Here is a 23,269-nt window from a genome sequence, read left to right as displayed (position 1 = left end):
TCTTGCAATGTTGCTTCTCACTACTATGATAATGCGCATTAACTTTTATACTGTTATCCAGTATGGACTGATGCACACATAAGGATTTGTTATGACCAATACTCAAGATAGCCACTCTCCGCACACGTCTACCCCTCAACGCACCCCCCTTTATCAGTCGCATGTCGATAGCGACGGCAAACTGGTGGATTTTTCTGGTTGGGAATTGCCCATTCATTATGGTTCACAAATTGAAGAGCATGAAGCCGTTCGTACAGATGCAGGCATGTTTGATGTCTCACATATGGTCGTGGCTGATATCAAAGGCAGCGATGCCAAAGCTTGGCTACAAAAACTACTGGCTAATGATGTCGATAAGTTAAAAATCGTTGGTAAAGCGCTTTATTCTGGCATGCTCAATGAGCAAGGTTGTGTCATCGATGACCTTATCGTGTACCTGATGAATGCAGAAGCTACCGAATACCGTATCGTCTCAAATGCAGCCACACGTGATAAAGACATGGCACAGTTTAATAAAGTCGCTGAAGGGTTTGATATTACCATCACTGAGCGCCCAGAGCTTGCGATGATTGCCGTTCAAGGCCCTAATGCTGTTGACAAACTGGCACAAGCCAAACCTAAATGGGCAGATACTCTAGCAGGGCTCAAGCCTTTCGTCGGTGCGGACTTAACCGATATCGAAGGCACCGATTGGTTCGTTGCGCGTACTGGCTATACAGGTGAAGATGGTGTCGAAGTGATTATGCATGGTGATGATGCGCCAGCGTTCTTTGAGCAATTAAAAGCCAATGGCATTAAACCTGCAGGCCTTGGTGCACGTGATACCTTGCGTATGGAAGCAGGTATGAACCTATACGGTCATGACATGGACGAAACGATCAGCCCCTACGAGTGCAACATGGGTTGGACGCTAGCGTTAAAAGACGATCGTGACTTCGTTGGCCGTACTGCCATGATCAGCAAACGCAAGCAGTCAAAAGACGACAATACCGCCATGAAACAAGTGGGCCTGCTGCTAACGAGTCGCGGTGTATTACGTGAAGGCATGACAGTCACCATCAATCAAGGCACAGCCAACGAGCAAACTGGCATCATTACCAGTGGCACATTCTCCCCTAGCCTCAAAAACTCCATTGCGATTGCCCGTGTTCCTGCCAGCGTATCAGAAGAAGATAACGTTCAAGTTGATCTCCGTGGCAAAGGTAAATTCGTTGATGTACGTGTTCTTAAGTTACCATTTGTCCGTAACGGTAAGCAGCAGTTTGACTCATAGGCTTTATAAATTCTATTATTAGCCTCGATTGGATTTAGCTTCCACTATTTTTGTTAATTAACCTCTATCAATTAGGAGAGAAAACATGAGCAACATTCCAGCAGAACTAAAGTATATCGCTAGCCACGAATGGCTACGCCTAGAAGACGATGGTACGATCACTATCGGTATTACTGACCACGCACAAGACCTATTGGGTGATGTGGTGTTTGTTGAATTACCAGACGTCGGTGACATCATCGCTGTTGATGATGAAATCTCAGTGGTTGAATCAGTAAAAGCAGCCTCTGACGTTTATGCTCCTATTTCAGGTGAAGTCGTTGCGATTAATGAAACGCTAGAAGATGATCCTGAAATCATCAACTCTGACCCATATGGTGAAGGTTGGTTCTTTAGAGTAAAACCTGACAATATCGCTGACTACGAAGCATTAATGACTGCTGATGAGTACGAAAACGAGCTATAAAAACACGCTTATAATCTAACATTAGTATTCAAGCGCATTATCATAAGAGACACATATTATCGCAGATACTGGCATTCGTTGGTATCTGCACGCACCACCTTAATAATCATTGCTAGATTTATAAATTCCAACTGCTAACAAATGTATTCGTATTAATCACTTATCAGACATATTGAAGAAATCCCATCAATCATGACTCAAGTTGATCTCTCAATCCCCAGCACGGATCCTAATATGAACCTCAGTACGAACCTCAGTACCGACAGTCAAAACAGTGTAGCTACGCCTAGTCATACGCCGCAGCTACAAGCGTTTCGTGATGTAGTTGAATCACGCCGTTCAATTCGCCGTTTTACAGACACCCCTATCCCTGATGATGTGCTAGTAGACTGTCTGCGCTTGGCCATACTAGCACCGAACTCTAGCAACTTACAGCCGTGGGAATTCTATGTCATCGATGATGCTGATAATCGCAAACGTGCGGTAAAGAACTGCATGAATCAAAATGCAGCAAAGACATCAGCACGATTAATTGCGGTGGTTGCTCGTACCGACACTTGGAAAAGTCATGCTCAGAAAATCCTACGTGAATACCCTGACAAACCCGTACCAAAAAAAGTCAAAGGCTACTATACCAAAATCGTCACACTGACTTTTTTACGAGGTCCAGCCAACGTGGTATCAGTAGCAAAATGGGGGGCAACTCAAGCAATAAGACGTTTAAAAGGTCCTATCAAGTCTCCCTACTACACGTTTGAAGACACCAAAAACTGGGCAACCAACAACACTGCACTAGCGGCTGAAAATCTAATGCTTGCACTACGAGCACATGGGTTTGACAGCTGTGCGATAGGCGGCTTCGATGAGCCAGCCATGAAACAACTATTAAATCTAGGTGACGATCAACACATCGTTATGATGATTGGTGCTGGTGAGCGTGCTGATGATGGCGTTTACAACACCCAGTTCCGTTTCGATCAAAATCAGTTTGTACACTATGTGTAATACATAAATACGTAGTCTACTAGCTGATTGTTTAATGCCACAGACCGTTATTTTTAGTTAACTCCTTTATTACTCCCTTAACCAAGGACTATCATGACTATTTCTCAAAACCCAACGTTTGATACTTTTCAAGGACTATTCAATGAAGCGGAATTTGTCTACCGCCATTTAGGATCGAATGAGACCAAGCAAGCTGATTTGCTGAGTGCTGTTGGTTATCAGGATATGGCAAGCTTTATCAATGATACCGTGCCTGAGCCAGTACGTTTGCACAAAGCGTTAGACCTACCAGTGGCGATGAGTGAGCATGCCGCCTTAGCTAAATTGCGTACGATGGCAGATGATATCACTGTTAAAAAGAGCTATATCGGTCAAGGGTATTCTCCTGTGCGTATGCCTGCTGTCATTCAGCGTAACGTCCTTGAAAATCCAGGTTGGTACACCGCTTATACCCCTTATCAAGCAGAAATCGCCCAAGGTCGTCTAGAAGCACTGCTTAACTTTCAACAAGTGTGTATTGACCTAACTGGTCTTGAGATGGCTGGTGCGTCATTGCTTGATGAAGCGACTGCAGCGGCTGAAGCGATGGCGATGTCAAAGCGTGTGAGTAAGAGCAAATCCATACAGTTTTTTGTGGATGAGCGTGTCTACCCACAGACTCTAGATGTCATCAATACCCGTGCCAAGTACTTTGGTTGGGAAGTGGTCGTTGGCGATTTTGAAACCGCCACATCAGGCGATTATTTCGGGGCATTATTTCAATACGTTGGGGCCGAAGGTGATGTCAAAGATTTGACGGATGTCATCGCAGCTGTCAAACAAAACAAAACGTACGTCAGTGTCGTCAGCGATATCATGAGTTTGGTATTACTCAAGTCGCCAGCTGATATGGGTGCAGATGTGGCACTTGGTAGCACGCAACGCTTTGGTATTCCAATGGGCTTTGGTGGTCCACATGCCGCTTATTTTGCTTTCTCTGATAAAGCCAAACGCTCAGCGCCTGGCCGTATCATCGGTGTATCAAAAGATTCGCAAGGCAATACAGCACTTCGTATGGCTCTGCAAACTCGTGAGCAGCATATCCGCCGCGAAAAAGCCAACTCAAACATCTGTACGTCACAAGTATTGCTCGCCAACTTAGCGGGTATGTATGCCGTTTATCATGGCCCAACTGGCGTTAAACGTATTGCCACACGTATTCATGCCTTTGCCACTGCCTTTGCCAATATCATCACAAACACGAATGACAGCAACCTAAAAGTCGTGCACGATCAGTTCTTTGATACTGTTGTTATTGATTGCGGTTCAGAAAAGCTTGCAACCCAAATTTTTGAAAATGCGGACAATGTTGGTTATAACTTATGGCGTCTTGGCGATAGCAAGCTTGCCGTTGCCTTTAGTGAAACCAGCGACCAAACAGACTTTAACGTCTTGACACAGCTATTTGTTAGCAAAGCGCATGACTTACCTAAAGCTGCTAGCGTATCGCTTGATAGTGCACACTTACGTACTGATGCTATCTTAACGCATCCGGTATTTAACTCACATCATACCGAGCACGAAATGCTGCGCTACTTAAAATCGCTTGAAGACAAAGATTTGGCGATGAACCGCAGTATGATTTCTTTGGGTAGCTGTACCATGAAACTGAATGCCACCAGTGAAATGCTACCGATTACTTGGCCTGAGTTTGCCAATGTGCATCCTTTTGCACCACGAGATCAAGTCACTGGCTATATCGCCATGATTGATAGCTTACAAGACCAACTCAAAGCCATTACTGGTTTTGATGATGTCTCTATGCAACCAAACTCTGGTGCATCAGGTGAATATGCAGGCCTGCTTGCTATTCGTCGTTATCATGAGTCTTTGGGTGAGACTGGTCGCGATGTTTGCCTCATTCCTCAGTCAGCACACGGTACCAATCCAGCTACCGCTATGATGATGGGCATGCAAGTGGTCGTGGTCAAAACTGACGACAATGGTAACGTAGATATCGATGACCTAACGGCCAAATGTGAAGAACATAGCGCACGCCTAGGTGCTTTGATGATTACGTATCCATCGACTCATGGTGTGTTCGAAGAAGGTATCCGCCATATTTGCGACTTGATTCATAATCATGGTGGTCAGGTTTATATGGATGGCGCTAACATGAATGCGCAAGTTGGCATGATGCAGCCTGCAGACGTTGGTGCTGATGTATTACACATGAACTTGCACAAGACTTTCTGTATCCCTCATGGCGGCGGTGGTCCAGGTATGGGTCCTATCGGCATGAAGGCGCATTTAGCACCATTTATGGCAAACCATGCCCTAAGCCCTGTCCATAATGCACAAAAAGACTGCTCAGCCGTCTCAGCAGCACCTTATGGTTCAGCGAGTATCTTGCCTATCTCATGGATGTACATTGCCATGATGGGACGCGATGGCTTGCTAAAAGCGACTGAAATGGCGCTACTCAATGCCAACTATGTCGCAGCCGAGCTAAAAGATCACTACCCTGTCCTATATACTGGCAAAAACGGCCGCGTCGCTCACGAATGCATCATCGATATTCGCCCATTAAAAGCAGAGACTGGCATCACAGAAAGCGATATCGCTAAACGCTTGATGGATTATGGCTTCCACTCACCAACGATGAGCTTCCCTGTAGCTGGGACATTGATGATTGAGCCGACAGAGTCTGAGTCAAAAGAAGAGCTGGATCGCTTTATCAGTGCGCTACAATCTATCAAAGCTGAGGCTCTAAAAGCCAAAGCCGGAGAAGATGGTTGGACACTAGAAGACAACCCATTAGTCAATGCACCGCATACTGCTGCGATGGTTACTAGCGGTGAATGGAGCTATCCATACAGCCGTGAGACTGCTGCATTCCCATTGCCATATATCCGCGCCAATAAATTCTGGCCAAGCGTGGCTCGTATCGATGATGTGTATGGTGATAAGAATCTAATGTGCTCTTGCCCAAGTATCGAAAACTATATGTAATTGCCGCTTTTGATAAAGTATAGATAGTTTTTATAAAAAACCTCCAAGTCAGTAGCTGATTTGGAGGTTTTATTTTATTGATGCATTATTAAGCAACATTGGTAAATAATGATAGTATTGATCCATATTACGATTCATATTACAAAGTTACTTTCACTATGTTGGAGCAAACATGCCACAAAAAAGCCGCGTCATTCTGATTCACGGTCTGCACCAAACTGCGTTGATTATGCGACCTTTGGCTAAGCGCTTACAAGCGGCAGGGTGTGTAACTCATCAGTATGGCTACCGTAGTATGCGAGATGGTATCAAAACCAATAGCGCACGTCTTAATGCGTGGCTGGAGGAAAACCATCACCCTGACCAACCGATAGATTTGGTCGGTCATAGTTTGGGTGGTCTGATTATTCGTGATTTTGTCGCTCAATATCCAAAATGGCAGATTGGACGCTGTGTGACTCTAGGCACGCCGCATAATGGCAGCATTAGTGGCGATTATATTTGGCGACTCGCTCCTGCGATTGTCGGTAAATCATACGAGCAAGCCTTGGATGGCACGGTTGCGCCTTTACCAAAAGGTATCGAACTTGGTGTCATAGCTGGCAATAAAGCGCAAGGTTTGGGCCAACCTATCCTAGCCTATCACAATCGAAAATTGCGCAAAGCGAACGTAGAGATACTCTCAGAAAAGCTCGCCCATGATGGCACGGTCTATATCTCAGAGACTAAACTTATCAGCGCCACCGATCATATTGTATTGCCTGTCACTCATACGGGCATGTTAGTTAACAAAGCAGTCGCTGAACAGACCATACATTTTTTACAAAATGGACAGTTTAAGCACGAAGTTCATAAACCCTAATCCTGACAAAAACATCATAGCTAGCAGCACTCAGACTTACAACACTCAGACTTACAACACTCAGACTTACAACACTCAGACTTACAACACTCAGACTTACAACACTCAGACTTACAACACTCAGACTTACAACACTCAGACTTAAAGCCTTGCCAATTTTTAACCATGAACTCCCATACCCTGCTGTAGCTCATTTTTGTGTTTTGTAATCACTGGAATCAAGGTTTGCACGACCCAATCGTTGCGCCAACCCTGTAAGCCTAAAGGCAACTCTGACAAGTCTTTATCATAGGCGATGACTTCATATAGCTGCGCAAGCCATTTCTTACGCATCAATACATTCGCAGGCACACCAATTGCCGCTGACTGCTCATCTATCGCTTGTTGCACCGCTTTTGACAGAACTTTGTTTTTTGAGCGGTATGGTGGTAATAGACAGTCTGGATGTTGGGCAGGCGGCAGACTCTTTGCCTCTCGAATGACTTTTAGCAGCTCTTCACCATACAATCGCAACATACTACGATGCATCGTTGTTTTGTATGCCAACGCTCGCATACTGTTCGGCTTTTCTGTGACAATCTCACGCACTGCTTGTTTTTTTATGATAAAAGTACGCGGCTGATTGGTCGCACGTGCCAGCTCTTCGCGCCAAGTAGCGATGCCCTGCAGTATCGCCATTTCTTGTGAGTTATAACGATAATCGGCCATCGTCAAATACATCTCATCATCTTCAACATGCTGCGTATTATACAAATCATGGGCATACAGCTGACAATCCGCCCATACATAATCAAAAATACCTTGCTTTTTTAGCTCGTATTCAAGGTTCAAATACAACGCAGGCAAGAAGCGCACATCATCAATCGCATACTGCTCTTGCTCATCTGATAGCGGACGTTGTAACCAATCAGACTGGCTTTGTTCTTTATCAATATGCATATCTAACTGATCATCCAGCGCTTGCTGATAACCCATCTGCAATTGACCGGTCAAATAAGACAGCGCAATTTGCGTATCAAAAATATTGGTCAATGGCGGGCAGCCAGACAGCAGATAAAAAATACCCAAGTCTTCACCGCACGCATGCCAAATAGCAACATCTACTTTACGTAGTGCTTCCCAAAACTCTGCCAACTGTAGCTGCGGTGCATCCAACAAATAAATATGATCACCAACGTTCAACTGCACCAATGCTAAGCGTGGATAATACGTATCGCGTTTAATAAATTCGGTATCCAATGCCACACGTCCACAAGTGGCTAGAGCCTCAATCACTTCATCCAAACCGCTTTGTTTACGCACCCATGTAATGGCGACCTCATCAGCAATATCTAATAAGGCATCGATATTTGGTTGTGGTGGTATTGTTGCAGGCTCGCTACGGATATTTACGGGTTCGTTTAATAAACCATCAATATTATCAGAAAGGTTTGGATGGACTGAAGCGTTCGAGACGTTGTTTGACACGGGCAGATACCTGCATAAATAAGAGAAAATAAAATACTAAACTGCGTTTTAATAAAATGAAATCAGAAAATAATTACAACAGTACCATAAAATACGATAGACAAAACTCAACGGCTATAGAAATATCATAAGAAATCTATAAAAAAGAGCGATTCTGCATGGCTTGACCAAGCGTCATGCTATCGAGATACTCAAGCTCACCGCCCATCGGCACACCTTGTGCCAAACGAGTCACTTTATTGACATGCCGACTCACCGCTTCGCTAATAAAGTGTGCAGTGGTCTGGCCTTCTACCGTCGTACCCGTTGCCAGTATCAACTCTTCGATTGGTTCTTGCTTGACACGCCAGACTAGCTGATCAATGTTTAGATCGTCAGCGCTAATACCATCAATCGGTGATAAATGACCACCTAAAACAAAATAGCGACCACGGTAACCTGCCGTCTGCTCAATGGCCATGACGTCTGCTGCCGTCTCGACCACGCATAACAGACTGTCATCACGCCTAGGGTCTTGGCACAGTGGACACACTGCTTCATCACTAAAGCTGTGACAACGCTGACATTCAACGATATCACGCATGGCTTCATCAAGTGCTTGGGCAAGTGCCATGCCTTGTGGGCGTTTTTTGGTGAGCAGGTGTAGCGCCATACGCTGAGCGCTTTTTTGTCCCACACCTGGCAACACCCGCAGCTGTTTGACCAGCTGATCAAATTTGGCTGTCAGCAAAGTTGCTTCCTTTATTTAGCTTAATTTATAAATCGTAGCTATAAAAATGGGGTCGTATCGTGTCGATAACAACCCCATTTTTTCTTCAGTATGAAGTATTTACTGCTTAGAACATACCTTGCATACCTGGTGGTAGACCCATACCTGATGTCGCGCCAGCCATCGTCTCTTCATACAAGTCATCTGCTTGACGCACGGCATCATTGATAGCAGCAGCAATCAAGTCTTCAATCATATCTGGCTCATCTTCTAATAAGCTTGGATCGATAGTCAAACGCTTAACCACATGACGACCTGTCATGGTCACTTTTACCAGACCACTACCCGCTTCTGCATGAACTTCTTTGTTGCCTAGCTCTTTTTTAGCACTTTCAACGTTTGCTTCCACTTTCTTTTGCATCGTTTGTGCTTGTTGCATTAGTGCTTGAATATTCATAGTTGCCTCTTTGTCTTTTATAGTCGTAAATAATTTATAGTCGTGAAGAATGATTAGGGCGTGTCCTCATTTTAAAAATGGTGATAAAAATGAGATAAATTGCCGTCAAACAAGGAAAATAGCGCAGATAATATCAAGATATTAGTCAGCTATTTGACGCCGTTTGGCAAGATTTAGCTATTTTTAACCCATTTAGATAACTATCGATCGAATTGAGGACATGCCCTAATAACGTAAAATACATTCGTTGGCGATGATTATACCGTTATCTTTACAAGCTGTCTAAACCACGCGCCAAATCTTTGATGATGTCTTCCACATCTTCTAAACCGACTGACAGACGAATCAAACCATCTTCAACACCTGCTTCCGCTCGCGCTTCTGGCGTTAGGCGAAAGTGTGTGGTCGTTGCAGGGTGAGTAATAGTGGTTTTGGCATCGCCCAAATTATTGGTGATAGACACCATTTGTGTTGAGTCAATCACGTGCCACGCAGCAGATTTTGAATCAAGTCCGCCTGATGATTTCACTTCAAAGCCCATGATAGCGCCATAACCATCCTTCATATGATGCTGACGGGTCGCAAGCTCATGAGCAGGATGATCGCTCAAACCAGAGAAATGCACCGTGCTGACATTAGGATGATTGGCCAAGAATTCTGCGACTTGATTGGCATTGTTGCAATGCGCCTGCATACGCAATTTCAACGTCTCCAAACCCTTAGTAAATACCCAAGCATTAAATGGGCTCATGCTAATACCGCCTGAACGAACCACCGTAAACGCCTCTTGCATCAGCTTATCGTTACCGACTAGCGCACCACCCAATACTCGACCTTGGCCGTCTAAATATTTGGTTGCAGAGTGAATGACCACATCTGCACCTAAGTCTAATGGGCGTTGTAAGGCAGGCGTGGCAAAACAATTATCAACGACAAGCAATATATCGTTGGCTTTGCACAGCTGGCTCAAGTAACCAAGATCACAAATCTGCGCTAATGGATTACTCGGACTTTCACAATAAATCACTTTAGTATTTGGCTGCACAGCATTGGCCCATGCCTCATTGTCGAAGCAATCAACATAACTGACCTCAACGCCAAATTTGGCCATGTAGTTGTTAAATAAACCAATAGATGAGCCAAATAACTGATTGGCCGCCAGCAAATGATCGCCTGCTTTTAGATACGCCAAGCACATAGTCAAAATAGCACCCATACCTGAAGCAGTGGCAACGGCACGCTCACCATTCTCAAGCGCAGCCAAACGACGCTCAAAAGTACGCACACTAGGATTGGTATGGCGAGAGTAGACATTCCCCGTCTTTTCTCCATTAAAATGTGCGGCGGCATCGGCCGCTGACGTATAAACATAAGAGCTGGTGGTAAAAATAGCTTCTGAATGCTCGCCCTCATCAGTACGATGCTGACCTGCCCGTACGGCGACGGTCTGCATGCCATAATCCAGATCCAGATCCAAATCTAAAGCATCATTGCGCCAGTTTGGATCTAATTGATTCGCTTTTTTTGGTTCATTCAAATTTTTTTCATCATGTATTTGCGACTGACTCATAAAGATTCCGTTACTGTAGTAGTGATAAACTTGATTGTCATAAAGTGACTGTTTGTTTTTTAATTATTGCTCTAGGGCACGTCCTAGTAGGTGCCATCATACCATGTCAACTTATTCCAAACAGCTGGTTTCAGATGATTATCAAATGTTATTTTTGAATAGCAATGTGCTATATCCCGAGGTAAGTTTGAGGATAAACGATAACTAAATAGCAGATAAATCACTGTTAAATACATTGCTGAAACTAGCCCCTGCCCTCAACTCAATCACTCACCATCTATATATAAACCTAACAGCGCCAAATTTTTTCTCGACTGACAGCAATTTATCTTATTTTTATTACTAATTTACAAATGTAGACACACACAAATGAAAACAATGTATTTATAATAGGCACGGATGCCGACAGCTGATATGCTTAGCAGCATTTTGCTTTTGACAATATTATCATTCCTCTCAAAATCAGTGCTATCCTGTATCAAAAACACACAATGACAGCAGGCTTGTTTTTTCGAAGTATAAAGTATTTAGTAAGGCTCACTAAGGTAATTCATTTATGTCGATGTTCAATATAGATCCAAGTAACCGATCATTGAGTCTTACACTAGGACTTACATTAGGTCTTGTTGGGTGCCAGAGTTTGCCAAAACAACCACATTTACCTGAAAGCCTAGCATTATCAGCTCGCATAAATGCCCTATACCAACAAGAAAATAGCCAACCTCTTGAAGAAAACAAAACGTCTATAACCAATAATATCAATTTGGGCGAAGCCGTTAGTGCACAAAATGATATTCACCCAGAACTATCAGGCTACCATCCTATCGTGACTGGTGCTAATGCATTTGCCTCTCGCAGCATCTTGACAGATATGGCCACACGCAGTATCGATGCACAGTATTATATTTGGCACAATGACCAAGCTGGTCAATTACTATTGAGAGATCTGTGGAAAGCCGCTGAACGCGGTGTGATTGTGCGTTTATTGTTAGATGATTTTAATAATGATGCTATTTTCGATCAACATTTATTACGGTTTTCTAGTCACCCTAACATCGCGGTACGTATTATCAACCCACTTATGCATCGTAAATTTCAAACTTTAAATTATGTAACAGGCTTACCACGCATCAACCGCCGTATGCACAATAAAAGCATGACGTTTGACAAGCAGATTACGATTATTGGCGGACGTAATATTGGCAATGAGTATCTAAGCAATGATCAAAATAGCCAATTTGCAGATTTGGATGTTTTGCTGATTGGTAAAGTGGTTGCAGATATTGATAATAGTTTTGCAAGTTACTGGTCATCACCTTTGTCATTTGATATCGAAACTTTGGTCACTACCAACCATAATGAAACGTCAGATTTTGTCGCAGCATTGGATAAACTTGGTCAAGATAACAATGACAATGACAATGACAATGACAATGACAATGACAATAATGATTTAATGATTTATAAAACAGCTATAGAAGAATCAACCATAGATAATGACTTAATCAATAAGCGCGTGCCTTTCCGTTGGACAGACATGCAGTTTTTGAGTGATGATGTTGGAAAGTTAACAAAATCCGTTCCAACCGATACCAATTTGGTGCATCAACTACGTACCCTGTTAGGTAGACCAACCAAGCAATTAACAATTATTTCTTCTTACTTTGTACCTACCAAAGATGGTGTCAATACACTGGTAAAACTGGCTGAGTCTGGTATCGATATCAAAATATTAACCAACTCTTTTGATGCCACAGATGTAACTGCTGTTCATTCTGGCTATAGCCAATGGCGACCTAACCTGCTACGTGCAGGCGTAAAAATATACGAGCTAAAATCCACTGCTGCTGCAGAAAAACGTGAAAACAAACTATGGAAGGCCCGTAGTCAATCCTCAACCAGTTTACATGCAAAAACATTTGCTGTTGATGACCATCAAGTATTCATTGGCTCATACAATGTCGACCCTCGTTCTGCTAATATCAATACCGAAATGGGCGTGATTATCAATGATGATGAGCTAGCAAAACAGTTACATGCGGCGCTTAGTGATGATCTATTAAGTCAAGCATATGAAGTTAAGTTATTAGACAATGGCAAGCTACAGTGGCAAACCATGGAAAATAATAAAAAAGTAGTTTACGATTCAGAGCCACGCGTCGATGTCAGTGACCATGTATGGCTGACGATTATGTCATGGTTACCGATTGACTGGCTACTATAACTAAGCCCCTCCAACACTTCTACTTACAGTATTTTCACTCGATACCCTGCCTCCAATCATATTAAGGCTTGTATCTCAAATACCGTCATTCAGGTTTGGGTAACATAGCGTTACTAAGTAACTTTTCAAATTGAATTATTATTAACTCAATATTATGACGTAAGCATTCTTCAACTCATAAATCTTTATTTTTTCGGCAAATCACTATTCATTTGTAATGATTTGCCGTTTTTTATTCCAGCTAGTTACTGACATAGCAGCCAGCTTAACGAATACCTTCATATATGCGTGATCTATTATGCCTTCCCGTTCCCAATATGCACTGATATCTTCGCAAGACAGACAGACAGTAATGTTTATCTGCTTTAGCAGTGCTGTGGCATTTTTTGATTTTTTGATTTATTTGTATATTGCAGATATCGTAGCAACCGCTTTTTTCCCTGCTAACATCGACTCTACTATTACAAAGATACAAGGATTGGGACTGTTTACGATTGGCTATTTAGCACGCCCGCTTGGCGGCATTCTCTTTGGTCGTTATGGTGATATTAAAGGTCGCAAACCCGTACTCTTAATCAGTATATTAGTAACTGCTCTCAGCTTATTAGGAATGGCTAGCCTACCAACTTATGCACAATGGGGCTTAATTGCACCTATTTTATTTATTATATTACGAATTATACAAGGTATGGCATTTGGGGTTTATGTGCCGCTGGCTTTAATCTTTGTATCAGAGCACGTACCGCGGCAATATTCATCGGTGGTCTGTAGCTATGTCACTGCCAGTTTTTATGTGGGCGTATTATTTTCTAATGCTTTTTTTCTTTGGCTGACCAACTCCATAACGACCGAACAACTGGTGGATTACGGCTGGCGCTTACCCTTTTTTATCGCTGCCGTCTTGAGCTTAGTACCATTGTTAGCATGGCGATGGATAGATGAGTCGCCGTTTTTTCTTGAAATGAAACAATCAAAACCCAGCAATTATATTGCCAAACCGTTCAAACTGCTCTTCAAACATTGCAAACATGCATTATTTATCGGTACGGTTCTCACGTTTATCATCTCTAGCATAACAACCGTGGTCGTGCTGTTATTACCTGAATTGATTGAATTACAATTTACATTAGATAGTGATATATTTGGATTTTCGCACAGCTTGGGTATCATATTCATGATTTTTGGTTGTATATTTTATGGAATAATATCTAACCATCAAAACTTCGGCAAAGTCTTGACCATTGGTTCTATTCTGTTAATCGTTCAAATGTTAGCATTTTTTTACCACCTACAAGCAAGCGGTGACTACATCCTCATTATGTATGCACTTTTAGGGTTTTTTGCAGGTATTGTTGGTATGATACCCACCATTCTTGTCCATTTGTTTCCAACCAATGTTAGACTCACAGGAATGGCTCTTTGTTATAATATAGCGTACGGTATTGTCGGAGTAATGGTACCTTTTGGGCTTGGTTATGCCACGCTTTATGTGGCTTTCTCACCCGCACTCTATATTGCGTTTATCGGTTTTATCGGTATCATAATGGGTATTTATTTTTATAATTTACCTGAAGCCAAAAAAATCGATCAGGTAATCTAAAGTTTATCCTCATTTTAAACATGGCTAAATTTTGTCAAACATGCTTAGTGATAATATTTATTTGCCATAAAGCCCTCTGCGTTAAACTCCAACACTCAAAGATTAAAAACATTAAGGCTTAACCATCATGGTTGATATGACCAATAAAAGACTGTCTGTTGCTCCTATGATCGACTGGACAACGACGGATTATCGTTATTTTGCACGACTGTTTAACCCACACGTTTATTTGTATACTGAGATGATCAGTACTGGTGCATTAATATATGGCAATCGTGCACGGCATCTACGTTTTGATACGCTTGAGCATCCGTTGGTACTACAATTAGGTGGTGCAGACAATAGCGACATGACCCAATGCGCTGAGTTTGCTCAGCAGCATGGTTATGATGAGGTCAACATCAATGTTGGCTGTCCCTCCGATCGTGTGCAGCACAATAAAATAGGTGCCTGCCTAATGGCCGAACCGAATACTGTCGCTGAACTGGTCAAACACATGCAAGCAGCTGTTGATATTCCAGTGACAGTCAAACACCGTATCGGTATTGATGACTTTGACAGTTATGAGTTTATGGTAGATTTTGTACAGACAGTCGCAGAAACTGGTTGTACACGTTTTATCGTGCACGCACGTACTGCGTGGCTACAAGGCCTAAGTCCTAAGCAAAACCGCGAGATACCACCACTGCGTTACGACGATGTTTATCGCCTCAAACAAGATTTTCCAACGCTCGACATCGAAATCAATGGCGGGATTGACACAATCGCTGATATTGAAGAGCACTTACAGTATGTGGACGGCGTGATGATTGGTCGTGCGTTTTATCACAACCCTTACCTACTAGCAGAAGCCAATAGCTTATGGGGCGAGCCAGCACCCAAGCGCTCAGCTATTTTAGCGCAACTGTATCCCTATCTCGAAGAGCAAATCGCCAAAGGCGAAGCACTACCAACAATGACCAGACATTACTTAGGGTTATTCCAAGGACTAATGGGCGCACGTAAATGGCGTCAAGCATTGAGCGGCAAACCGCAACTAACGATTGATGATATTAAAAGAGCCGCAGATGAGGTATTAGCGTTGAATCCAGAGGTATGATTAACCCTCTAATCATGTGGCGGGGTTGCCTAGCAATGGTTGTAACGGTTCGAAAAGTCACAAATAGCCATTATTTATTCACGTGACTTGCGCAAGATACTGCAACATTGCCGCCGCATTATTCACTATATGTAATATTATTGGCAGCAATAGCGAGCCTGATTTGACACGTGCATAGCAAAATATCAATGCCAGCACGGCGATCGTACTGATTTCATAAATACCATACTGCACATGGATGACCGCAAATATCAGACTGGTCACGATACTGGCAACGATCGCCCCTCGATGCTCTGAATATGGTGTAACAGGAAACCGCTCGGCGATAGCAGTCCATAAAATACCGCGAAACACCAACTCTTCGTATAACGGTGCAGCAATCACCATAGCAAAGACCAATAACCAAACTGAACTGACAGACTGATATAGCGGATCGACAAACGACAGCGGTGTCTCATCAAGAAAATATGTCAATACCTGACTGCCAATCATAAAGAGCAATAGCAGCCCCACCATCTTTATACCGACCAAACGAGAGAAGGGTTTAAGCCTTAAATACTGACGAGTATGACCTCCTTTTAAACGAATAATGCAAACACTAAGCAGCGTTATAAAAACACAACCTACCACAATAGAGAGGCTCACGACCGTACCTTCATTACTACCAAAAAAGAAGATATCACTCATGGTAGCGTTTTTCTCAGCAGGCAGTACTAGCTTGCCAGCGATATAGATACCTAACAGCTGGCTGATAAAAAATGCCAACACCATCCCTATCGTGAGTACAAACGCCCCTAAGCCTGAAAATAATGGTACAAGATTAGATGGTACGCCATGTCTGTGTGTATCCGTCGTCATTTTTAGCATAAAAATTATCATCCAACAATCTGTTCAACAGACCCTAATAATGAACGCTTGTTTTAGAACGTTTTAGTTTAATAATTCTTTTATGATAGCTGCTGCTCAATCAATTTTAATACCTGCTGCGCTACCGATTCTGGATACTCAAGTGGAAACATATGACCGCCTGCATGAGTGATATAATGAATACGCAAACGCGACTGTATTTGCTGAGGAAAACGACGTTTTAAAAAAATACTGTCTTTACCGATAATCAAGGTGACTGGCACCTTAGGAGCATGATTCGGCGCGAGCCAGTACCAAGAAGGATTGGTACGGAACACAGCCACTTCTTTGGATTTGGGAATCGCCAATGTCACCTTTCCATCGGCACGCTGATGTAAGCCATAGTCGATGTAACCTTGAAAACTGCGCTCATCAAAATTCTTAAAAAAACCTTTATGGCGCATCTTGTCATAAGCTTCTGCTCGACTGTCCCACACATCACGGCGATGCTTGGATATACCAGAAGGTGATAACTTGTCCATCAGGCGGTGGTTCATCAATGGTAATTTATCGATGTTTTTTGCCACGTGCCAAAGCAAACTAGACTTGCCATATATCCAAGGCGGATCCATCAGTATTGCTTGTGCAAAATACTTCGGCTCTCGATACAGTGCCTGCAACGTACACATTGCGCCAAGCGAATGACCGACTGCCACCACTTGTGCGACACCATGCTTCTCACAGGCTTGTTTTACACTATCAATAACTTGCTGCGTCAGACTACGCCAATGATCATCTACCGGATAACCCGCCGTGTCGCCGAGCATCGCAATGTATTCAATCGTAAAAAAATCTGATAAATACTCAAAAAAAGGCGCATAAACGGCACTAGGCATACCGTTGGCATGAGCAAAATGAATAACAGGCTTTTGAGTTATCTTAGAAATAGGCAATGTGCTAAAGGCTGGAAAATCATTGTTATCAGTCATAACAGGCTCTCATCGAATCATTATGGACAGCTTATGTATCATTATCAGATCTGGCATATCTGATATATCTAATATATAAATAAGAAGGCTGAGCATAATCATACGCTCAGCCTTATCAATCATACACAGTAAATCTGAAATACAAAATGCTTAACGCATCTCTACATTACCATCTTCTTGCGGTAAAACGCCAAGGTTAACACTTGAGCCAATGCCTGCGCCTAACTTAACAGCGAAACGATCCATAAATGACTCTAGAGGATCTGTTGGGCTATAGTTGATCGCGGTATCAAGCTCTAACTCTTTCTCTAAACTTGCGATACTACCTGTCTTGTCTGCTAAGCCTAGCTCGATCGATTGCTCACCTGTCCAAAACAAGCCTGAAAATAGTTTATTCTGTTCAGGATCTTTTAGACGGTCGCCACGACCTTCTTTTACAGCATCGATAAAGTGCTTGTGCGTATTCGCTAAGACCTTATCAACGTGCGCTTCTTCATAGTCAGTCAACGGACGCGACATACTTAATATGTCTTTATACTCACCAGCGGTCATCGTGCGATCTTTCACACCGACCTTGTCCATCAAACCTTCGACGTTGTAGCTTGACATAATCACGCCGATAGAGCCAACCAAGCTTGAAGGGTTGACATAGATTTCATCTGCTGCAGAAGCAATATAGTAAGCACCAGAGGCACCAATATCACCAATCACTGCATATAATTTCTTGTCTGGATATTCTTCGCGCAGATCCATCATATTTTGCCAGATTTCATCAGACTGAACTGGTGAGCCACCAGGCGAGTTGATGTCTAAAACCACCGCCTTTGAGTTACTGTTTTCAAAAGCACGGGTCAATGCTTCATTAACATCATAAGCATTGGCCTCATCACCACTACTGATGACGCCTTGCAGCTCAACGACAGCCAAATGCGGCGCACTAGTATCGACTGCATCGATACCTGTTGGTGTGCTACTACAACCACGACCAAGGGTTAAAAATATCAACAAGATATAACCAAAAGTTAATAATTTAAAAAAGATACTCCAGCGACGAGCGCGGCGTTGTTCAACCACACTAGCCAACAATGTGTTTTCTAGCAGTCGCCATTCTTGTCCACTCGGCGGGCTTGGCTGCTGTATCGGCGTTGGCTGATTTGCCGAAGTATCAGGACGTTTATTAGGGTCTGGTGGCCAGTTGGGCATATAACTTCCTAGGTCAGAAACAATCTAAAACAATAAAAAAGAGGATATAAAAACACCTACCATAAGCAGTGAGTTCTCACACTGCTTATGGTTTTACGGTAGTCATCATCTGTATAAATAAGCCTGCTAAGTATGGGCTTATTTCAATCATGGTTCAATAGTATAACTGTGAAATATCACTATATTGTAACTCTGAAAACATCAATGATATTTTTACAGTTCATTATTAGAGTGTGTCTTCAATTCAAACAAAAACCATCTAAATAATGATACTTTCATAGAAGCTAGCATCATAACTCGTTATGACTAATTATCACTAGCATCAGTTACTAGAGGCAATGCTACCTCAAGCGCTTTATCGTCATAGGTTGTAACTTCATTAATTCTTTGATGGTTTATTATTTCAGCAGTAATTTGTGATGTGCTGTGGCCAAGCCATAAGGTATTGTAAAACATGAATTCTTGATTAAATGATGGGTTTGCTGAACACAGTAACGTCCACATTTGCCAAACACGCTGATGACTGTCTGCATTCAGAACAAGACGCGAGTTAGTAAATACCGTTTGATCTATCACACCTGATAGATTCGATGAAACATCTTGTAATAATGCTGGCAAGGGTTTGAGCGGTTCGGCTGCGTTATATCTTAATACTTGTACTGGCAAAGCTGTATCAATAGCCAACGTACAGTCCCACACACTGGCATCATCTATCTCACTCCACCCTGTCATGGCAGTGATAGACAAATCATCGCTCGTTGCTTGCCATGTTTTACCTTGTTCGCAACGCTGCACGCTGATATTAGATTTTTTGTTAAATTGGTTGGCTACTTGATAAGCATGTTGAAGCCTTAGCCAACGATCTGAGCGCCCTGCCTGCCAATACTCACTAATAGGCAGATGCTGATTGAGCTGTATAACCGTCAAGGGCAATAGCTCAGAATGACCAATATCAGCGCTTTTATTATCAGTGTTTTTATTGTTAGTGCCCTTATTGTCAATATCGAGCGTATCAGTCAATCCGATACTACTGCTTTGTATGATAACGCCTTGTAATCGATTAACAGACAAACTGCCCAACTGCTACTTTAACGTCGTAGAGAGCACATCCACTGTTAGATGAGTTGGCATTGTTCGTGTCATTTGAGATCTATGATCCGCTAAAAACAACCAACTGATATTGTTATCACTAGCTTCTTCATTGGCAACGGGGTACTGCAGCAGAGCAGCGCTAATGTACTGATCACCCGTTGGCAAGATATACAATGTTGGCGTCGTCGCTAAGGAGTGTTGATTGGCATAGACCGTCATTACCAATAAGGTTAAAGGTGGGACGGCAAGCCAGCGACTAATAAACCCTTTCGGTAACAACCAAGGCAATATACTTAACAATACCATCAGTAATATAGCCATGTTTATTGGCGTATAAAGCCAAGCCTCTGATAAAACTGGCAATGAAATCAACCAAATCATTAGCTTATGTAAAGCCGCAACAATAGCACTAACTAGCGCCCATAGCTGATCAGCAACAGCTGGTAATAAAAGATAAAAAAGTCCAGCCAATAGATTTAGCGGCACAATTACCCAGCCAAATAAACCAATGGCAAATAGATTTATCAAAAGCCCCCATAACGACGCCTTGCCAAACAATAACAACGTAATGGGCAGTAACGTGAGAAACAACCAAAACTGCAGTTTGAATATGCGTCGACATATTAACCAAATACGTTTCGGTATCTTGGCAGCATTATCATAGAGATAAGAAGCATAGAGATAAGTGGCCTTGTTATGGGCTATTAACGGTTGCCCTTCTTGCCTATATGAATCGTCTTCATACCTGAGTAATAGTGCGACTGCAATAAAGGATAGCCAATATCCTGCCTGCCATAAGACATATGGATCACGCCATGCCATCAATATGGCCAATGCAAACAATACCCGCATCGTACTAACAGGTAACAAGGTCATACGCACCAAACCTATTGCCAATAACATCCATGCAGTACGGGCAGCGGGCACATCAAATCCAGTAAATAACGCGTAGATAAAGGCAGCACCAATCATCACCCACCAACGCACTTGCCAGCGTGGGAAATAACGGTACACTGCAGGACATAATCGATCAAAAATCAGTGCCACTATGCCAGCCAGTATGATTGCTAGAAACAATACATGCGTGCCTGATATGGCAAGCAGATGTGAAATACCCGCCAGTTGGTATAAGTCTTTGGTCTCACGGCTGATTAGACTGCGATCACCTGTCAGTAAACTCAAAGTAACTGCTTTTGCCTGCTGCCGCTCGATAGATTGCGCGTGCCAATCTGTATAAAAATGCTGCCGTAATTGCCAGCGCCCTTGCTCAATGCGAGTACGAAAGCGCTGAAGGTAAGAGGTAGAGGCAGGCGTTACATCTAATGACTCATCATGACTAATAGCCACTGTACTAACCGTCAGTATATTTGCGACACCATCGATATGGCGACCTCGCAACCAACGATAGCTGTCAAAACCAGACGGATTGTTCAATGCTTGCTCAGAAGTAGCTAATGGCGCAAGTGCTAATGTCATTAGCTGCTGATCACCTGGCTGTAATCTATTTAAACTTGTATATGGATCATTATTTTCAACTTGCTGAGCGTTTTGCTGTTTTAGATAAGCATTGAGTAATATACGATGCTTTGTATCAGCAACAGCTGTTTTTTTTAGGTGCTGGTTATGTAGATTCTTGTCATGCGAGTTTTCGTTATTCAGTTTTTCACCATACAAATTATCGCTTAGGCTATTATCATGATTTACTAACAGCTCAGTGGCGATACGGTCTAATTCTTGCGGTGTTAACTCAGAGGTTAATGGTGATATGTAGCTAATAGTCGCCACTTGCCGATAACCACTATCTAGTGCGGCATCATAGACACTATCGCTTATCCCTTCGATAGTCACCAGTGCTTGCACGCGCATCGTCTTAGTGATCGCTGTCATTTCTGCTTGCTGATGACTAACGACAGCTTGCAGTGCACTACCGACCACTAATCCAACCGCTAGTGTAGCCACTATAATATGCTGAATAACACGCAAGCTTGGCTTAATGCGATATAAATAATAGCTAAAAGAATAATGGAGAACGTTTTTGGAAGAATGACAAAGATTGGCTGACGGGATATTAAACTGAGTAATGAGCAGTAAAATAGTGGCAAACGAAACAAGTAGTACAAATAAAAACGAGGTAATAGGAATATCGGCTAGCCAGAGAATATTTGGCATCACCATACTATCAGCAACTGCCAATACACCCATCATAGCAATGATAATCAAGCCACCAATTAACCAGTACACCAACGCTCCTTGATTGATGAGATGAATGTTTCGGTATGCAAACTATGTTGAGTATTAGGCTATCATACTCATAATCCTAACAGCGACTATTTGTGAATATTTGACACGCACGCCAATTGAAAGTTTTGCCGCTCAACAATAACGGTTGCGTCATGACAGGCAATAGCATTTGTATTTATATTACCCTATACTGCTCATACATAGTACGATAACGATACTCTGACATTATCATATTATATAATCTTGCTCGTATTTTTTATTAATAATACCTTATAACAGTCCATCAAGACGATTGTCGGGCTGAAGTTAACGATTAAAGGCGATCCTGTGCCCCAAAAACGTCTGAAAAGTCTGCTTCCTACACCAGAGAAAATTTTAGAAAGTCGCACCTTAAAACTGTTTGCACCGCATTTAGCTGATCCACGATTATGGCATTTTAATCGTCACAGTCTAAATAAAGCGGTTTATATTGGTGTGTTGACTGCATTTTTTCCATTACCAGGACAGATGCTAATTGCCTTAATCGGTTCGTTAATCTTCCGTGCCAACGTACCTATGGCGCTTGGTTTGACTTGGATTACCAACCCACTGACGAGCCTACCTATCTTTTATGCAGGCTACTATATCGGTGCAAAAATTCTAGACGTACCACCACTTAGCCTTAGGCTTATTGGACGGATGATCGCTGATTTTAGTTTGTGGGCGTTGTCAGATGGGGTCAATCCATTTGTTACCTATCGTGGCACTGTATCTCTTACCGCGTTTTGTATCGGACTGATACTTTTAGCTGTGATGACTAGCATCGTTTGTGGACTGGCTTTTAAGGCTATTTGGCGCTACAAAACAGTCACCAGTTGGCAGGAACGTCGAGAAAAAACGTCTACCAAAAGTGATGATTCTTAATAGTTTTTAATCGCCGCCCCACTACCTTCAATATCTCTACTAAATTCAAAAACAACAAAACTTGAAATAAAATAAAGTTAGTTCTTTTCTTAAATCTTAGATTAACACACCAAGTGCAACGCTAATTAATATTATAGAACGCCTGCATAGGCGTCTTAAACCCTAATCGTTTTCTTGGTCTGTTGTTTAATTTGTTCTCAATGTCCTGCATCTCATCATCAGAGACTTGTCTAAAGTCACAACCCTTAGGCAAGTACTCTCTGATAAGGCCG

At 42.6% G+C, this 23,269-nt stretch carries 18 protein-coding genes and 2 pseudogenes; 10 read left to right on the top strand and 10 right to left on the bottom strand.

The genetic code is table 11. The features are described from left to right. The first annotated feature begins 91 nt into the window (after positions 1-91). The 6 genes and pseudogenes from gcvT to EI164_RS17465 all read left to right on the top strand — a co-directional run. On the top strand, positions 92-1,273 hold the full coding sequence (gene gcvT / locus EI164_RS06060; protein WP_192519087.1) for a glycine cleavage system aminomethyltransferase GcvT: 1,182 nt from the start codon (positions 92-94) through the stop codon (positions 1,271-1,273). Positions 1,274-1,358: 85 nt separating this feature from the next. Continuing rightward, positions 1,359-1,739, top strand: a complete 381-nt coding sequence (gene gcvH, locus EI164_RS06055; protein WP_192519086.1) for a glycine cleavage system protein GcvH — start codon at positions 1,359-1,361, stop codon at positions 1,737-1,739. A 234-nt stretch (positions 1,740-1,973) separates the two neighbouring features. Then, on the top strand, positions 1,974-2,744 hold the full coding sequence (locus EI164_RS06050; protein WP_225739144.1) for a nitroreductase family protein: 771 nt from the start codon (positions 1,974-1,976) through the stop codon (positions 2,742-2,744). A 93-nt stretch (positions 2,745-2,837) separates the two neighbouring features. Beyond that, a complete protein-coding gene (gcvP, locus tag EI164_RS06045; RefSeq protein ID WP_192519084.1) occupies positions 2,838-5,735 on the top strand; it encodes an aminomethyl-transferring glycine dehydrogenase in 2,898 nt (965 codons plus the stop codon). A 172-nt stretch (positions 5,736-5,907) separates the two neighbouring features. After that, positions 5,908-6,597 (top strand): alpha/beta fold hydrolase, encoded by a 690-nt coding sequence (locus tag EI164_RS06040; protein ID WP_192519083.1) that lies wholly within the window; start codon positions 5,908-5,910, stop codon positions 6,595-6,597. Positions 6,598-6,639: 42 nt separating this feature from the next. Further along, a pseudogene (locus EI164_RS17465) lies at positions 6,640-6,786 on the top strand (pentapeptide repeat-containing protein); the annotation flags it as partial. Here EI164_RS17465 and EI164_RS06030 read toward each other — a convergent pair. The 4 genes from EI164_RS06030 to EI164_RS06015 all read right to left on the bottom strand — a co-directional run bounded on the left by EI164_RS06030 (position 6,757) and on the right by EI164_RS06015 (position 10,800). Continuing rightward, a complete protein-coding gene (locus EI164_RS06030) occupies positions 6,757-8,064 on the bottom strand; it encodes a ribonuclease D (RefSeq protein ID WP_192519082.1) in 1,308 nt (435 codons plus the stop codon). The pseudogene EI164_RS17465 and the gene EI164_RS06030 overlap by 30 nt on opposite strands. Before the next feature lie 136 nt (positions 8,065-8,200). Beyond that, the gene (gene recR, locus EI164_RS06025) at positions 8,201-8,794 is read right to left on the bottom strand and encodes a recombination mediator RecR (RefSeq protein ID WP_192519081.1); all 594 of its coding nucleotides are present in this window, start codon (positions 8,792-8,794) and stop codon (positions 8,201-8,203) included. A 106-nt stretch (positions 8,795-8,900) separates the two neighbouring features. Next, a complete protein-coding gene (locus EI164_RS06020; protein ID WP_192519080.1) occupies positions 8,901-9,230 on the bottom strand; it encodes a YbaB/EbfC family nucleoid-associated protein in 330 nt (109 codons plus the stop codon). A 271-nt stretch (positions 9,231-9,501) separates the two neighbouring features. Further along, positions 9,502-10,800 carry an O-succinylhomoserine sulfhydrylase gene (locus tag EI164_RS06015; RefSeq protein ID WP_192519079.1) on the bottom strand — a complete coding sequence of 433 codons (1,299 nt, stop codon included), beginning with the start codon at positions 10,798-10,800 and terminating at the stop codon, positions 9,502-9,504. A gap of 556 nt (positions 10,801-11,356) precedes the next feature. On the opposite strand from EI164_RS06015, the gene EI164_RS06010 reads away from it, so the two are divergent. The 3 genes from EI164_RS06010 to dusA all read left to right on the top strand — a co-directional run bounded on the left by EI164_RS06010 (position 11,357) and on the right by dusA (position 15,723). Further along, a complete protein-coding gene (locus EI164_RS06010) occupies positions 11,357-13,024 on the top strand; it encodes a phospholipase D family protein (protein WP_192519078.1) in 1,668 nt (555 codons plus the stop codon). Between the two features lie 298 nt (positions 13,025-13,322). Then, a complete protein-coding gene (locus EI164_RS06005) occupies positions 13,323-14,624 on the top strand; it encodes an MFS transporter (protein ID WP_192519077.1) in 1,302 nt (433 codons plus the stop codon). A 127-nt stretch (positions 14,625-14,751) separates the two neighbouring features. Next, positions 14,752-15,723 (top strand): tRNA dihydrouridine(20/20a) synthase DusA, encoded by a 972-nt coding sequence (gene dusA / locus EI164_RS06000; protein ID WP_192519076.1) that lies wholly within the window; start codon positions 14,752-14,754, stop codon positions 15,721-15,723. 78 nt (positions 15,724-15,801) lie between these two features. On the opposite strand, the gene EI164_RS05995 is transcribed toward dusA, so the two are convergent. The 5 genes from EI164_RS05995 to EI164_RS16950 all read right to left on the bottom strand — a co-directional run bounded on the left by EI164_RS05995 (position 15,802) and on the right by EI164_RS16950 (position 22,094). Beyond that, positions 15,802-16,590 carry a CPBP family intramembrane glutamic endopeptidase gene (locus tag EI164_RS05995; protein ID WP_225739143.1) on the bottom strand — a complete coding sequence of 263 codons (789 nt, stop codon included), beginning with the start codon at positions 16,588-16,590 and terminating at the stop codon, positions 15,802-15,804. Positions 16,591-16,670: 80 nt separating this feature from the next. Further along, positions 16,671-17,558, bottom strand: a complete 888-nt coding sequence (locus tag EI164_RS05990) for an alpha/beta fold hydrolase (protein ID WP_192519075.1) — start codon at positions 17,556-17,558, stop codon at positions 16,671-16,673. Between the two features lie 150 nt (positions 17,559-17,708). Continuing rightward, on the bottom strand, positions 17,709-18,761 hold the full coding sequence (sppA, locus tag EI164_RS05985; RefSeq protein WP_192519074.1) for a signal peptide peptidase SppA: 1,053 nt from the start codon (positions 18,759-18,761) through the stop codon (positions 17,709-17,711). 306 nt (positions 18,762-19,067) lie between these two features. Then, on the bottom strand, positions 19,068-19,832 hold the full coding sequence (locus tag EI164_RS16955) for a hypothetical protein (RefSeq protein ID WP_225739142.1): 765 nt from the start codon (positions 19,830-19,832) through the stop codon (positions 19,068-19,070). 12 nt (positions 19,833-19,844) lie between these two features. Beyond that, a complete protein-coding gene (locus EI164_RS16950; RefSeq protein ID WP_318779522.1) occupies positions 19,845-22,094 on the bottom strand; it encodes a ComEC/Rec2 family competence protein in 2,250 nt (749 codons plus the stop codon). A 327-nt stretch (positions 22,095-22,421) separates the two neighbouring features. Here EI164_RS16950 and EI164_RS05975 point away from each other — a divergent pair, with 327 nt between their 5' ends. Continuing rightward, positions 22,422-22,997 (top strand): DUF2062 domain-containing protein, encoded by a 576-nt coding sequence (locus EI164_RS05975; protein WP_318779521.1) that lies wholly within the window; start codon positions 22,422-22,424, stop codon positions 22,995-22,997. A gap of 121 nt (positions 22,998-23,118) precedes the next feature. Here the strand turns inward: EI164_RS05975 and EI164_RS16945 are convergent. Beyond that, positions 23,119-23,269, bottom strand: a pseudogene (locus EI164_RS16945) (IS30 family transposase); the annotation flags it as partial.

Source organism: Psychrobacter sp. FME13, assembly GCF_014861395.1.
GTDB lineage: Bacteria > Pseudomonadota > Gammaproteobacteria > Pseudomonadales > Moraxellaceae > Psychrobacter.
The sequence above is the reverse complement of the archived record's forward strand: the minus strand, read 5'-3'. Positions and strand labels throughout refer to the sequence as shown.

What these genes read in the sequence shown, in the direction of transcription:
- gcvT (WP_192519087.1), top strand. Translation starts at nt 92, where the DNA reads ATGACCAATACTCAAGATAGCCACTCTCCGCACACGTCTACCCCTCAA.
- gcvH (WP_192519086.1), top strand. Translation starts at nt 1,359, where the DNA reads ATGAGCAACATTCCAGCAGAACTAAAGTATATCGCTAGCCACGAATGG.
- EI164_RS06050 (WP_225739144.1), top strand. Translation starts at nt 1,974, where the DNA reads ATGAACCTCAGTACGAACCTCAGTACCGACAGTCAAAACAGTGTAGCT.
- gcvP (WP_192519084.1), top strand. Translation starts at nt 2,838, where the DNA reads ATGACTATTTCTCAAAACCCAACGTTTGATACTTTTCAAGGACTATTC.
- EI164_RS06040 (WP_192519083.1), top strand. Translation starts at nt 5,908, where the DNA reads ATGCCACAAAAAAGCCGCGTCATTCTGATTCACGGTCTGCACCAAACT.
- EI164_RS06020 (WP_192519080.1), bottom strand. Translation starts at nt 9,230, where the DNA reads ATGAATATTCAAGCACTAATGCAACAAGCACAAACGATGCAAAAGAAA.
- EI164_RS06015 (WP_192519079.1), bottom strand. Translation starts at nt 10,800, where the DNA reads ATGAGTCAGTCGCAAATACATGATGAAAAAAATTTGAATGAACCAAAA.
- EI164_RS06010 (WP_192519078.1), top strand. Translation starts at nt 11,357, where the DNA reads ATGTCGATGTTCAATATAGATCCAAGTAACCGATCATTGAGTCTTACA.
- EI164_RS06005 (WP_192519077.1), top strand. Translation starts at nt 13,323, where the DNA reads ATGCCTTCCCGTTCCCAATATGCACTGATATCTTCGCAAGACAGACAG.
- dusA (WP_192519076.1), top strand. Translation starts at nt 14,752, where the DNA reads ATGGTTGATATGACCAATAAAAGACTGTCTGTTGCTCCTATGATCGAC.
- EI164_RS05995 (WP_225739143.1), bottom strand. Translation starts at nt 16,590, where the DNA reads ATGCTAAAAATGACGACGGATACACACAGACATGGCGTACCATCTAAT.
- EI164_RS05990 (WP_192519075.1), bottom strand. Translation starts at nt 17,558, where the DNA reads ATGACTGATAACAATGATTTTCCAGCCTTTAGCACATTGCCTATTTCT.
- sppA (WP_192519074.1), bottom strand. Translation starts at nt 18,761, where the DNA reads ATGCCCAACTGGCCACCAGACCCTAATAAACGTCCTGATACTTCGGCA.